This window comes from Sphingomonas sp., assembly GCF_965200105.1.
GTDB lineage: Bacteria > Pseudomonadota > Alphaproteobacteria > Sphingomonadales > Sphingomonadaceae > Solisphingomonas.
Map to the genome: position 1 here is coordinate 514,498 of NZ_CBDATN010000003.1, position 12,504 is coordinate 527,001.

Sequence of the window (12,504 nt, forward strand, 5' to 3'; positions counted from 1 at the left end):
CTGAAGCGGCAAATCCGACATTGCGGGCCGATCCCGCTCGCCGACTACATGGCTCGCTGCAACGCACAATACTACGCCACGCGCGACCCCTTGGGCGCGGCGGGCGACTTCACCACCGCGCCCGAGATCAGCCAGATGTTCGGCGAGCTGGTCGGGCTCGCGCTCGCCGACCTGTGGGATCGCGCCGGCCGGCCGGCGGCGCGTTACGTCGAGCTCGGCCCCGGACGCGGCACGCTGGCCGCCGATGCGACGCGCGCGATGGCCGTTGCCGGCTTCACGCCTGCCGTTCACCTTGTCGAGACGAGCCCGGTGCTGCGCGCCGCGCAGGCGGGCCGCCTGCCCGGCGCCGTCCATCACGAGGCGGTGGACGATCTGCCCGACGCCGACGCGCTGCTGGTGGTCGCCAACGAATTCTTCGATGCGCTGCCGATCCGGCAGACCGTCGCCGGACGCGAGCGCGCAGTGACGCTCGACGGAGACCGTCTGGCCTTTGAGCCCGCCGCCGGCGGCGCGGTGACCGAGTCCTGTCCAACCGGCGTCACCATCCTGCGCACGCTCGCAACGCAAATCGCGCGGCAGGGCGGCGCCGCCTTGCTGATCGACTATGGCTATGAGGGCCCGCTCACCGGCGACACGCTTCAAGCCGTCCGTGGCCACCGTTTCGCCGATCCGCTCGACCGGCCCGGGGAGCAGGACCTCACCGCGCATGTCGACCTCGCCGCGCTGGCGGACGCGGCGCGCGCGGAGGGCTGCGCCGTCCACGGCCCGCTCCCGCAGGGTGCGTGGCTGGTCGCTCTCGGCATCGATGCGAGGGCGTCCGCGCTGGCGCGCGCCTCGGGGCAGGACGCCATGATCGCGGCGGCGCGGCGGCGGCTGGTCGATCGCGAGGAGATGGGGATGCTCTTCAAGGTGCTGGCCGTCACGGCCCGCGGCTGGCCCACGCCGGCGGGCTTCACGTGAGCGGCGCGCGCGCGAAGCCGGGAGCGGTCACCTGGCGCGACGCCACGCCGGGTGATGCCGCCGCGCTGGCGGCGCTCGGCCGGGAGAGCTTCGCCGAGACGTTCGGGCATCTTTACGCGCCCGCCGATCTCGCGGCCTTCCTGGCGACGCACACCGTCGAACGCTGGCGCGCCGAGATCGCCGACGCCGCCTACGCCGTGCGGCTGGGCGAGGCGGACGGCCGGGTGATCGCCTACTGCAAACTCGGCCCGCCGATCTTGCCCGTCGAGCGGCCGCGCCCGACGATCGAACTGCGCCAACTCTACGTGCTGAGGCCATGGCAAGGCGGCGGCGCCGCGCACGCGGCGATGGATTGGGCGATCGCCACGGCGCGCGCACGCGGCGCCGCCGACCTCGCCCTCTCGGTTTTCGTCGACAACGAGCGTGCGCGGCGCTTCTACCGGCGCTACGGGTTCGAGCGCGTCGGCACCTACGCGTTCAAGGTCGGCGCGCACGAGGACGAGGACGACATCATGCGGCTGGCCCTGTGACGATCAGCGCGACGATTGACGCGACGATCAGCGCGGGAGTCGAGGCGATCCACAGCAGGGTGCTGGCGGGCCTTCCGCACGGCTTCCTCGGGCGGCGCGGCGGCGTCTCGACGGGCGCCTACGCCGGGCTGAACGTCGGGCTCGGCTCGGACGATGTCCGGGCGGCGATCGCGGAGAATCGCAGGCGAGCGGTGGAAGCCGTCATGCCCGGCGCCACGCTGGTGACCGTGCACCAGGTCCACGGTGCCACGACCGTGGTGGCCGAGCCGGGTGGCGACGACGAGCGGCCGCACGCCGACGCGCTGGTCACGGACCGAGCCGGCCTGCTGATCGGTATCCTGACCGCGGACTGCGTGCCGGTGCTGCTGGCGGATGCGCGGGCAGGCGTCGTCGGCGCCGCGCACGCCGGCTGGAAAGGCGCGCTCGGCGGCGTCGTCGCTTCGGTGGTCGACGCGATGGTCGCGCTCGGAGCGGATCGCGCGCGCATCGCCGCCACCATCGGCCCGTGCATCGCGCAGCCGAGCTATGAGGTGGACGACGCCTTTCGCGACCGCCTCGTCGCCGGCGATCCAGCGCGCGCGGACTTGCTCGTACCCGGGCGCCCCGGCCGCCACCAGTTCGACATCGAGCGGTTCGTCGGCCGCCGGCTGGCCGAGGCGGGCGTGACGGTGATCGACCCGCTTCACCTCGACACCTACGCCGACGAGGCGCGCTTCTTCAGCTTCCGCCGCGCCACGCACCGGGGGGAGACCGGCTATGGCCGGCAGATCGCGCTGATCGGGCTGGCGTCTAACTAGGCGCCACCTCGATGCGCGCAGTCGGGTTGCGGCATCAGGGGAAGCGGAAGCGCGCAGCGCGTCCTGCCGTGTCGGCTAGCGGCGCGCCCGCTCACGGCGTGCCTCGGCCCCAGTCCTGTCGGGCGGTAGCTCGCCCCACCACGGCTGCTCGCCGACGCGTCGCCGCAGATCCGTGAGCTCGCCGCGCAGCCGCGTGAACTCGCGCTGCGTCCGGCGCCGCGTCCACCACCTCGCGAGCCATCCCCACAGCAGCCGCATCGACGCCGTCTAGCGGAAACCGGCGCGTGCGGAATAGCCCCCTCGCGGAGCTGACGGGCTCGTCTCGCGAAGGCAGCGAACGCCGGCGCGTGCTCGCCGCTATTGCGGCCAAGCCGCGGTTCGTACGCTGGCCGCCCTGGCACGATCCCGGCACGCGCAGTATGATTGGAGTGCGGCGATGGTGCCGCGAAGGGGGATCGTCATGGATCTTCTCGCTTACGTGCTCGCGCTCCTCGCGCAACCGGCCGACGCGCAGGCCTCCTCCGCCGGCCCCCCCGTGATGCAACCGAACGGGGGCGGCATCCCGATCACGCCCGGTCCACACCAGCAGTAGTGCGGACATGAGCGAAGGCCTGCAGATCGCCTTGTTCGCGATCGCGACCTCGCTGGCGTTCGTCATATCGCTCTTCTCCGACGAGAGCGATTAGCGGCTGTCGGTGGCGAGCACGGGCACCATGCTCGTCTTCTGGGCGGTCAACACCGCGACTTGGCTGAGCGGCAGCTTCGGCGCGTCCTCGCTTGTTACCGACCTGCTGTTCACCGCGCTCGCCATCGGCCTGTTCCTCGCCAGCCGGCGGCGGTGGGCGGCGGCGCTCGCGCTGCTCTACGCGGCGGACGTCGCCATCGATCTCGCTTTCGCGCGCGGGCGGATCGACTATCGCGCCATGGCGCTGGCGGAGAACGCGATCTTCCTCGCGCAGCTGGCGGCGGCGAGCTGGCCCGGGTGGGCGGCACTGATCGGCGGCCGCGCGCAGGCAGGTCGAGCCGCTCCGCCCGCGGATGATACGCCCGGCATGACGGGAGCGGGCGCGCGTGACCTCACACGCGATTGGACACGTTGTTGAACGTGTTCTGCAGCTTGCTGCCGACCTTTCCCATCGCCGTGATCGCCGCGACCGCGATCAGCGCCGCGATCAGCCCGTACTCGATGGCCGTGGCGCCCCGCGCGTCACGACGCACAGACCTGAAAATCCTCATGCGATCACTCCCTGTGGCGGCTGCTATCGCCGAAGCGTTTACGACCCGCTAATTCAACGCGGCCGTCAGCCGCGGAGCGTGGCGCAAGCGTCCAGGTAGCGGCTCATGCCGGATCGCGCGGCCTCGGTCAGCGTGATGAAGACGCGCCGGCCGTCGTCGGGATCGGGGTAGCGCGCGAGCAGGCCCTGCTCGGTCATCTGCGCGATCCAGCGCAAAGCGGTGGTCGCGGGTACGGCGGCGGCGATGCACAGGCTGGAGACGGCGACGCGGCGGCGCTCGAGGTCGGCGGCGGCGAGATCGAGCAGCATGTCCCAGGCCGGATCGGCGAACAGCGACGGGTCGAAGAACTGGTCGCGCAGGCGCCGCACTCGGATTTCCGCGCGGGCGATCTGCAGGCGGTTCGCGACGCTGCGCGGCTCGACCGTCATGCCAGGCATCGCGTCGGCCCCCGCCGAGAGGCTGGCGAGCGTGCGCGCGATGCGGCCGACCTCCTCGCTGAGCTCGCGCAGACGCCGCCCGTTCGCCGCGTCGGACGCGCTGTCGGCCAGCACCGCCTCACGGGGTGCGAGCAGCTCGTCGATGGCGGCGCCGATCTCCTCGTCCTCCGGGGCGATCAGCAGCGCGGTCGACGCGATGCCCAGCCCGCGTGCGACGAGGTCAATCATGCCCTCGCTCGCGATCACGATCGTTCCCGCGCCGGTCCCGGCAGCGTCCTCGACATGATCGAGCAGCCGGTCGAACGCGACGCCACCGTCGGCCGCGACTTCGAGGATGACCAGCCCCGACACCTGATAGGCGAGCCGCGCCGCGGCCTCCGCGATCGGGAGCTTGGCGACGGCACGCAGGCCTCGCCCGGCCGCGATCGCCGTGAGCCGCTCGCGCCTCTCCTCATCGTCGGCAAAGACCAGCGCCGAAGGCCTCGCATCGTCATATCGTATGGACGCGGGATCGACCTTCGCGTCGGGCAGGAAGCACGCCCTCTCGCCGTTCATGCCCGTCTCCCAACCGGCGGATCGAACGATGGCGTTCGACATCCGTTCCGGCATGCCACCAGAACGGAGCAAGGTCGATCCGTAATTATATCGGGAACGGATCAGTCAGCCGATGTTCGTCCAGGCATCCGCGATCTCGCCGATCATCCGGCGAGCCTCGACTAGCGGTTTCGGATCATTGCGGACCAGCGCGTCGCCGATCAGCCGCCGTGCCTCGCGATAGACGGCGGCAAGGCCGCTCGCCAGCTCGCCGCCGGTCGCGTGGTCGAGACTGCCTTCGAGACCGAGCAGGATGGAGGTCGCGCGCGCGCGCCGCTCGGGCATGCCCGCGCGGGTCGCGCCGCTGCCCGCCGACAAGGCGGCCGCCATGGTATCGAGCGTGCGGCCGAGCTCGTCGAACAGGATCGCGATCAGCGCGTGCGGGCTGGCGCCCTCGATCCGGCTGGTGAGGTCGATGTCGCGGTAGCGCGCGCGCGCCGCGCCGGGCGCGCCATAGGCGCCGGATGTGCCGAACATGGTTTACGCTCCGTGGCTGTCAGTTGTCGGATTTTGTCCAGAGGTCGATCTGCTGGGTGAGGTAGCTCTGCGTCGCCTTGTAGCCGGAGACGCGGGTGTTCATGGTCGAGAATTGCGAGACCAGCCGATCGTGGTACACGGTCAGCTTCGCCTCCGCCGCCGTGATCTGGTCGGCGAAGGTGGAGGCCTGCGTCTTCAGCGTCGACGTGAGCGCGGTGAGCGTGCCCCCGGTGCCCGCGAGCGCCGTCTTGATGAGCGAGAGCGCGCCGCCGAGCCCGAGATCGATCGACAGCGTCGCGCTGGACGGAGCGCCGGCGCCGACGCTGAACATCAGCCCGTCGACGCCGTTGCCCGTCGCCGCGGTCAGCAGCGAACCGCTGCCGCTCGCCGCGACACCGTTGACCTTGCCCGACGCCGCCGTCGCACCGCTGGAGGCGACGAGGTCGGTGAGCCGGTAGGTGCCCGCCGCCACGACGCCGACCTTGCTGCGGATCGTGACCGCGCCCGAGGAGGCGCTCTGCGTCGGGTTGAACATCGCCTCGACGTCGTCGGGATACTGGACGATCACCGAGTTCAGCGTCGACGCGCTCACCGACAGCGTCCCGTCGCGTCCCGTCTGCACGCCGAGCTGGGCGAGCGTGGTGATCGAGCCGCTGGCGATCAGCGGCGTGGTGGTGAGCTTGGCGAGCCGCTGCTGCATGTCGCGGATCGTGGCGTTGCCGCGCAGCGCGCCCGCGTCGCTCGACGATGTCGACGCGGCGGTGGCGCTGTCGATCTCGGTCTTGAGCGTGTTGTAGGCGGAGACGAAGTCCGTCACCGCCTGCGCGATCGCGTCGGTCGGCCGCGTCGCCGTCAGCCCGGTGGTGCCGGTGGCGGCGAGGGTGAGCTTCACGCCGGGGATCGCGTCGCCGACGGTGTTGGACGAACGCGTGTAGCTGACGCCGTCGACGGTGAACGCCGCGTCCTGCGCCGCCTGCAGCCGCTGCATGCCCGCGCCCGTCACGACGTCCGGCGCGGCGGTGTCGCCGTCGACGGGGGCGTAGGCGAAGCCCGCGACGTCGCCGTTCGCCGTCACCGAGAAACCCTGCGAAGCGCCCGTTGTCCCCTTCATCACCAAGTGCGAGCCGTTGCCGTCCTTGACGATGCTGGCGGCGACGCCGGTGGCGGCGGTCTTGGCGTTGATCGCGGCGACGAGCGTCGGCAGGCTGGTGAAGTCCGTCCCCGCCGCCAGCGTCACCGAAGCGCCGCCGGTAGTCGCGATAGTCATGCCGCCGGACGCGTAGGAGGCGGAGGTCGAGACCGGCTGCGACTCCACCGTCTGCGCCTTGGCGAGCTGCGTCACGTTGAGCGTCGCCGACAGGCTGCCGATGCGGCTGCCGGCGACCGCGCTGGCGGTCGCGACGGCGGTGTTGGAGGACGTCGGCTGCGTCATCAGCGTGCCGCCCGAGATCAGCGTGTCGAGCGAGCCGGAGAAGGCCGTAATGTCGGCGGACAATGTCGCGGCGGCGGAGAGCTGCGCGGTGTTCGCCGTCTGCTTGGTGGTGATCGCGTCCTCAAGCGACGCCTTCTGCGCGGCGACGAGGTTGGTGACGAGCGTATCGGTGTCGACGCCCGAACCCGCGTTCAGCGAGCTGACGATGCTGGCGCCGAGCGAGCTGTTCGACTTCGACGAGGTCGTCGTCGTGGCACTCGTGGTGCTGCTGGTGGTGCTCGTCGTCGTCATGTCGGTCTCCGCTCAGGATGACGACCATGGCGCGCGAATCTTTATAGCTGGTTCATCCGTCCGCCGGGTCCGGCGACCCGTCGCGAGCCGGAGCGCGCCGCCTCGCGACCGAACCGCATCTCAGCCCCGCGCCGAGCGCGGCGGCGACCTCTCGCGCGGCGGCGACGCGGGCGCGCACCTCGGCGGCGTCACCCTCCTCGCCTGACAGCTCGTCGAGGATCGTGTCGGCCTCCGCTAGCGCCGCGCCGACCGCGGCGAGCCACGCCCGCCGCCGGTCGCGCCGCGTCGCGCGCCGGGGGCGTCCCCTCGCCGTCGATAGCACACCGGAGAACATGACGCGGAACTACGATCGGCGAGTAAGAGCGCTCTTAACCGGCGATCGCTCCACTAATCCGTAATTGCCCGACCATGTTCGTCGAAGCGGACCGGCGCCGGCACCTCGACCGCCGGCTGCGGCGTCCCTTCCGCCATCGCCCGATCGAGGTTGAACACGAACGCCAGAACCGTCGCCACCGCGATGTAGAGATCCTCGCGGATCATCTGCCCCGAACGCGTGGTGAAGTAGAGCGCGCGACTGAGTTCGGGGTAACGCAGCATCGGCACCTTGGCCTCGGTGGCGAGCGCGCGGATCGCATCCGCCGTCGCGCCGCGCCCGCGCGCCACCACGGTGGGCGCCGCGTCCTGGCCGGGGCGGTAACGCAATGCCACCGCGAAATGCGTAGGGTTGGTGAGCACCACGCTGGCAGTCTGCACGGCGGCGCGCGAGCTGCGACGCGCCGTCTCCATCTGGCGGCGGCGGATCGCGCCCTTGAGCTCGGGCGAGCCCTCGCTCTCCTTGTTCTCGTCCTTCACCTCCTGCTTGGTCATGCGCAGGCGGCCGGTGCGACGGATGATCTGCGCGGGCACGTCCACGCCCGCGATCGCGAACAGACCCAACGCCATCGTCAGTACCGCGAAGACGAAGCTCTGCCCGAGCTGCGCCATCGCCGAGGACACGTCGCCCCGCCCCATCGCGGTCAGCCCCGCCAGCCGCTTCGAGAGCAGCCACCAACCGAGCGCGCCCAGCACAACGATCTTGGCGAGCGCCTTGCCGAGTTCGATCACACCTTGCGGCCCGAAGATGCGCTTCATGCCCGCCAGCGGGTTCAGCCGCTCGCCCTTGAACGCCACCGCCTGCCAACGGAAGCCGAGCGCGCCGAGCACCGCGGGCGTGCCCACGGCGGCGAGCAGCGTGGCCGCGAACAGCGTGGCGAGCGGCAGCGCCACGCGCGCCAGCATCGAGACGAGCGTCGTGCCCGGCTCGAAATCCGCCACGGCCGAGCGATCGAAGGCGAGCGAGCTGCGGATGAGTTCGGCGCAGGCCTGGACGAGCAGCGGGCCGCCGATGGCCAGCCACGCCGCGCCCGCCAGCACCACCATGGCGGTGCCCAGTTCCTTGGACTGGAGGACGTCGCCCTTCTCGACGGCGTCCTTGCGGCGCTTGGCGGTCGGTGCCTCGCTCTTCTCGCCGCCGCCTTCCTCGGCCATCAGGCGGCGCCCGCCGCCAGCCCGCGCGCCAGCTCGATACCGCGCAGGATCGAGGTCTCGATGCCCGCGCCGATCGCGGGGGCGGCGATCGCCAGCAGCACGATGCCGGCGAGAAGCGTGGCGGGCAAACCGACGGAGAACAGGTTCATCTGCGGCGCGCTCCTCGCCAGCATCGCCATCACCACCTGCACCAGCACCAGCGCGAAGCCGATCGGCAGCGCGATCGTCATCGCCGCCGCCATCATGTCGCCGCCGAACAGGACGATCGAGTGGACGCTCCCCTGCCCGAGCCACGCCTGGCCCGGCGGCAGCGCGCGGTAGCTGTCGACAATGATCGAGGCGAGCGCGAGATGGCCGCCGATCGAGAGGAACAGGAAGGTGGCGATGATCGACAGGAAGGAGGCGAGCGCGGTGCTCGAACCCTCGCTCGACGGATCGATCATCTGCGCGAAGCCCAGCCCCATGGCGTTGCCCACCACCTCGCCCGCCATCATCGCGGCGGCGTAGCCGAGCTGCACCGCGAAGCCGAGTGCGAGCCCCGCCAGCACCTCGCCCGCCACCAGCAGGAAGCCCTCCACCGTGGCGAGCCCGCCGTCGGGCAGGTCGATGGCGGTGCCGCCGATCGCCGGGATGCCGATCGCCAGCGCGAGGATCAGCCGCACCTGCACGGGCACGTTGGACGCGCCGAACACGGGCGCCGTGAGGAGCGCCGCGCCCGGCCGCACCATCGCCACCAGGTAGAGCCAGAGCTGCGCCTCCAGCCCGGCGAAGCCCATCGGGAACATGGCTACTGCACCAGATCCGGGATGCGCGCGTACATTTCGCGCATGAAGTCGGCGAGGAGCGTGATGATCGCCCCGCCGAACAGCGCCAAGCACACGCCGACCACGATCAACTTGGGCACGAAGGCGAGCGTCTGCTCCTGGATCGAGGTCGCCGCCTGCACCATGCCGAGCACGAGTCCCGCCACGAGCGCGGGCACGAGGATCGGCACCGAGGCGAGCGCCAGCACCCACAGCGCGTGTTGCGCCACGCCGATGAAATAGTCGGTGCCGACGGTCGAATCCATGTCGCGCCCCTAACCTGGATCACAGTGTTTATCAAGCAACAATGAACCGGATAGGTTCACCCGAAGCTCGACGCCAGGCTGCCCATCGTCAGCGCCCAGCCGTCGACCAGCACGAACAGGAGGAGCTTGAACGGCATCGAGATGATCTGCGGGCTCAGCATCATCATGCCCAGCGCCATCAGCGTCGTGGCGACAACGAGATCGATGACGAGGAAGGGCAGGAAGATCAGGAAACCGATCTGGAACGCCGTCTTGAGCTCGGAGGTGACGAAGGCGGGCAGCAGGATCGAGAAGGGGATCTCGTTCGGCGTCGCGAACTTCGGCACCTTGGCGATATTGGCGAAGAGTTGGACGTCGGTCTGCCGCACCTGCCGCAGCATGAATCCGCGCAGCACATCGCCCGACCTGGAGATCGCCTGCTCGATCGGCACGCGACCTTGCCCGTACGGCGTAATAGCGGTCTGGTTGATCTGGTCGATCGTCGGCCGCATCACGAACAGCGTCAGGAACAGCGACAGCCCGACCAGCACCTGGTTGGGCGGCGTCTGCTGGAGGCCGAGCGCCTGGCGCAGGATCGACAGGACGATAATGATGCGGGTGAAGCTCGTCATCATCAGGATCAGCGACGGCAGCACCGTCAGCAGGCTCATCAGGACGAGGATCTGGAGCGACAGCGACAGCGGCTTGCCGTCTCCCGAGATCGTTCCCAGCGCGCGGTTGAGCGCGCCCGTCTGCGCGGCGCCCGCGGGCGGCACGGGCACGCCGGTGCCGGGTGCGCGGGCTGGTGCCGCGTTCGCCGCCGGCGCGGCGGGTGCCGTCACCTGCGCGGCGGCCGGCATCGACACCGTCAGCAGCAGCGCGGCGGCGAGCATCGCCAGCCAGCGCCCGAGCGCGGCACGCACGATCAGCGCCGCGCCGCGCCGCGCGGGCCGCCGGCGAGCGGCACGCCGTCGTCGATATACTGCTGGAACTCGCTGTCCGCGCCGGCCTCGGCGATGAGGTTCATGCCGGTGCGCGTGACGCCGACGAGCAGCCGCCGGCCCTCGAACTCGACCACGACCAGCCGCGCGCCCAGCGCCCCCATCGTGACCGCGTCGACCACCTTGACGGAGCGTTCGCGCGCACCCGTCGCGAGGCCGGGCTGGAAGCGTCGCACCAGCCACAGCGTGCCCACCGCCATGCCGGCGACCAGCGCCAGCATCAGGAACACGTTGACGAAGTAGGCGAGCGTCATGCCCGGCGTTCGATCCCCGCCAGCCGCGCCTCGGAGGCGACGACGTCGACGACGCGGATGCCGAAGCGGCCGTTCACCGTCACCACCTCGCCTTTCGCGACGAGCGTGCCGTTGACCAGGATGTCGAGCAGCTCGTTGGCCTGCCTATCGAGCTCCACCACCGAGCCTTCGTTGAGATCGAGCAGTTCGGAGAGCTTGAGCGAGGTGGAGCCGACCTCCACCGAGAGACGGAGCGGGATGTCGGCGAGCAGGCGGAAGTTGCGCGCGGCCACGCCGTCGGGATCGTCGATGCCCGGAAAGGCCGCCTCGCCCATCTCGCTCACGCCTTCAGCCCCCCGCGATCCGCGCCACTCCGGTCGGTCAGGACCCGATCCGAGCCCACTGTCTCGATCTGGAACGCCGCGCGTCCTTCCTGCTCGCCGATCGTGCCTTCCGCAAGCCGTCTGTTGCCGACGAGCAGCGGCACGCGCGGCGCCAGCGTGATCGGGATCACGTCACCGATCTTGAGCGCCAGCAACTCCTGCACCGACAGCGTCGGCCGCGCGACGACCGAGCGGACAGGAAAGCTCACGCCTTCCAGCGCGCGCGCCAGCCGCCAGCGGAACTCGCTGTCCACCGACGTCGCCTCGGCATGGACCTTGGCGGAGAGCTGCGCCTCGTAGGCGCGCATCGCGGCGAGCGGGAAGACGAGATCGATGCTGGTCTCGCCCGATCCGCCGCCGGCGATCGCGAAACGCTGGACGACCACCGACTCGTCGCCGCGCACCAGCGTCGCGTAGCCGGCGTTGATCTCGCGCGCGGCGAGCTGCGGCTCGATCGCGACGATCTCGGTCCAGATCTCGGCGACGGCGGCGGCGATGCCCTCGGTCACGCGACCGAGCAGCCGCTCCTCGGCGGCGGTGAACTCGCGCTTGGTCGAGGCGCCGAGCGCCGCGCCGGTCCCGCCGTAGAAAGCGTCGACCAGCCGCGCCACGTAATCGGGCGCGATCGCGATGAGCATTCCGCCCTTCATCGGGCGCATACGATAAAGGCTGACGCTGGTGAACTCGGGCAGCGCATCGCGCCAGGTGTCGAAGCGCGAGGTGAGCGACGACGCCGCCTCCACCTTGGGCTTCACCTTGACGAACGGTTCGAACACGTCGCGCAGCCGCCGCGCCAGCCGCTCGCCCAGCCGGTCGAGCCCGGCGAGCCGCGCGCCGGGCCGGAGCGACTCCGCGCCGAGCGCGAACGGCTCGATATCGGCCGTCGCGAACGCCGCCTGAAGCCGTTTCTGTCCCGCTCCCGTCTTCGCGTCCTTCGCCACGCCCGTCCGAGCCCTACTGGATGATGAAGCTCGTGAAGTAGACGTTGTCGATGCCGCCGTAACCGGTTTTCTGGAGGAGCACCTGATTCATCGCGTTCTTCAGGCGGGCACGGAGCTGCTCCTTGCCCTCCGGCGTCTGGAGCACGAAGGCGTCCTGATTGGCGATCGTCTCCAGCACCGCCGATCGGATCGGCGTCTCGTTGTCCTTGAAGCCGTCCAGCACCTTGGCGTCGTAGAAGGTCGAGACGCTGAGGCCCATCTGCGCGATGCCGTCGGTGTCGCGCAGGTTGGAGGTGAAGGCCTGGGTCATGTCGTAGTAGCTCGGCTTGTAGCGCTTGGGATCGGGCTCGAAGCTGCCGACTTCCTTGCGCGCATCCGAAGGATCGATCGTCTCGTGCTCGCGCGCCACCAGCTTCGGCTTCTCGGGATCGTCGTGCTCGGCGGCGTGCGCGCCGCCCAGCCCCATGCCCGCCGCGAACATGCCGCCCGCCACACCGCCGCCGGCGAGCACCAGGCCGCCGACGATCATCAGGATCAGCTTCTTCTTGCCGCCCTTCTTGGGCTCGGGCTTCGCGTCGTCACTCATCGATCACATCCCCGCTCAGGCATGATGGCCC

18 protein-coding genes are annotated in these 12,504 nt (G+C 70.7%); 5 read left to right on the top strand and 13 right to left on the bottom strand.

Going from position 1 to position 12,504, the window contains the following annotated elements; all coding sequences use genetic code 11:
• The first annotated feature begins 48 nt into the window (after window positions 1-48).
• The 5 genes from ACOFKX_RS15355 (at window position 49) to ACOFKX_RS15375 (ending at window position 3,390) form a co-directional block, all read left to right on the top strand.
• The gene (locus ACOFKX_RS15355) at window positions 49-960 is read left to right on the top strand and encodes a class I SAM-dependent methyltransferase (protein ID WP_419827942.1); all 912 of its coding nucleotides are present in this window, start codon (window positions 49-51) and stop codon (window positions 958-960) included.
• Entirely contained in the window at window positions 957-1,490 is a 534-nt protein-coding gene (locus ACOFKX_RS15360) for a GNAT family N-acetyltransferase (protein WP_419827943.1), read from the top strand. Before ACOFKX_RS15355 ends, ACOFKX_RS15360 begins: the two co-directional genes overlap by 4 nt.
• A 26-nt stretch (window positions 1,491-1,516) precedes the next feature.
• Window positions 1,517-2,287: a peptidoglycan editing factor PgeF gene (gene pgeF / locus ACOFKX_RS15365; protein WP_419828281.1), complete on the top strand. Its 771-nt coding sequence runs from the start codon at window positions 1,517-1,519 to the stop codon at window positions 2,285-2,287.
• A gap of 460 nt (window positions 2,288-2,747) precedes the next feature.
• Window positions 2,748-2,879, top strand: a complete 132-nt coding sequence (locus ACOFKX_RS15370) for a hypothetical protein (protein ID WP_419827944.1) — start codon at window positions 2,748-2,750, stop codon at window positions 2,877-2,879.
• A gap of 103 nt (window positions 2,880-2,982) precedes the next feature.
• On the top strand, window positions 2,983-3,390 hold the full coding sequence (locus tag ACOFKX_RS15375; protein WP_419827945.1) for a hypothetical protein: 408 nt from the start codon (window positions 2,983-2,985) through the stop codon (window positions 3,388-3,390).
• On the opposite strand, the gene ACOFKX_RS15380 is transcribed toward ACOFKX_RS15375, so the two are convergent.
• The 13 genes from ACOFKX_RS15380 to ACOFKX_RS15440 all read right to left on the bottom strand — a co-directional run bounded on the left by ACOFKX_RS15380 (window position 3,365) and on the right by ACOFKX_RS15440 (window position 12,473).
• A complete protein-coding gene (locus ACOFKX_RS15380) occupies window positions 3,365-3,523 on the bottom strand; it encodes a Flp family type IVb pilin (RefSeq protein WP_419827946.1) in 159 nt (52 codons plus the stop codon). The two genes, ACOFKX_RS15375 and ACOFKX_RS15380, sit on opposite strands and share 26 nt — an antisense overlap.
• A gap of 65 nt (window positions 3,524-3,588) precedes the next feature.
• Window positions 3,589-4,515, bottom strand: coding sequence for a winged helix DNA-binding protein (locus ACOFKX_RS15385; protein ID WP_419827947.1), 927 nt, complete (start codon window positions 4,513-4,515; stop codon window positions 3,589-3,591).
• 105 nt (window positions 4,516-4,620) lie between these two features.
• Window positions 4,621-5,031, bottom strand: coding sequence for a flagellar export chaperone FliS (gene fliS / locus ACOFKX_RS15390; protein WP_419827948.1), 411 nt, complete (start codon window positions 5,029-5,031; stop codon window positions 4,621-4,623).
• 19 nt (window positions 5,032-5,050) lie between these two features.
• Window positions 5,051-6,754 (bottom strand): flagellar filament capping protein FliD, encoded by a 1,704-nt coding sequence (gene fliD / locus ACOFKX_RS15395; protein WP_419827949.1) that lies wholly within the window; start codon window positions 6,752-6,754, stop codon window positions 5,051-5,053.
• 52 nt (window positions 6,755-6,806) lie between these two features.
• Window positions 6,807-7,088 carry a hypothetical protein gene (locus tag ACOFKX_RS15400; protein ID WP_419827950.1) on the bottom strand — a complete coding sequence of 94 codons (282 nt, stop codon included), beginning with the start codon at window positions 7,086-7,088 and terminating at the stop codon, window positions 6,807-6,809.
• Between the two features lie 53 nt (window positions 7,089-7,141).
• Window positions 7,142-8,281 (bottom strand): EscU/YscU/HrcU family type III secretion system export apparatus switch protein, encoded by a 1,140-nt coding sequence (locus ACOFKX_RS15405; protein ID WP_419827951.1) that lies wholly within the window; start codon window positions 8,279-8,281, stop codon window positions 7,142-7,144.
• Window positions 8,281-9,066 carry a flagellar biosynthetic protein FliR gene (gene fliR / locus ACOFKX_RS15410; protein WP_419827952.1) on the bottom strand — a complete coding sequence of 262 codons (786 nt, stop codon included), beginning with the start codon at window positions 9,064-9,066 and terminating at the stop codon, window positions 8,281-8,283. Before fliR ends, ACOFKX_RS15405 begins: the two co-directional genes overlap by 1 nt.
• Window positions 9,067-9,068: 2 nt before the next feature.
• On the bottom strand, window positions 9,069-9,350 hold the full coding sequence (locus ACOFKX_RS15415) for a flagellar biosynthetic protein FliQ (RefSeq protein ID WP_419827953.1): 282 nt from the start codon (window positions 9,348-9,350) through the stop codon (window positions 9,069-9,071).
• A 56-nt stretch (window positions 9,351-9,406) separates the two neighbouring features.
• Window positions 9,407-10,222, bottom strand: coding sequence for a flagellar type III secretion system pore protein FliP (fliP, locus tag ACOFKX_RS15420; RefSeq protein WP_419828282.1), 816 nt, complete (start codon window positions 10,220-10,222; stop codon window positions 9,407-9,409).
• 32 nt (window positions 10,223-10,254) lie between these two features.
• Window positions 10,255-10,584: a FliO/MopB family protein gene (locus ACOFKX_RS15425; protein ID WP_419827954.1), complete on the bottom strand. Its 330-nt coding sequence runs from the start codon at window positions 10,582-10,584 to the stop codon at window positions 10,255-10,257.
• Complete coding sequence (gene fliN, locus ACOFKX_RS15430) at window positions 10,581-10,898, bottom strand: flagellar motor switch protein FliN (protein ID WP_419828283.1); 318 nt, start codon at window positions 10,896-10,898, stop codon at window positions 10,581-10,583. The genes ACOFKX_RS15425 and fliN overlap by 4 nt, the downstream gene beginning before the upstream one ends.
• Before the next feature lie 5 nt (window positions 10,899-10,903).
• Window positions 10,904-11,887: a flagellar motor switch protein FliM gene (locus ACOFKX_RS15435; RefSeq protein ID WP_419827955.1), complete on the bottom strand. Its 984-nt coding sequence runs from the start codon at window positions 11,885-11,887 to the stop codon at window positions 10,904-10,906.
• A gap of 13 nt (window positions 11,888-11,900) precedes the next feature.
• Window positions 11,901-12,473 carry a flagellar basal body-associated FliL family protein gene (locus ACOFKX_RS15440; protein WP_419827956.1) on the bottom strand — a complete coding sequence of 191 codons (573 nt, stop codon included), beginning with the start codon at window positions 12,471-12,473 and terminating at the stop codon, window positions 11,901-11,903.
• Window positions 12,474-12,504: the final 31 nt, after the last annotated feature.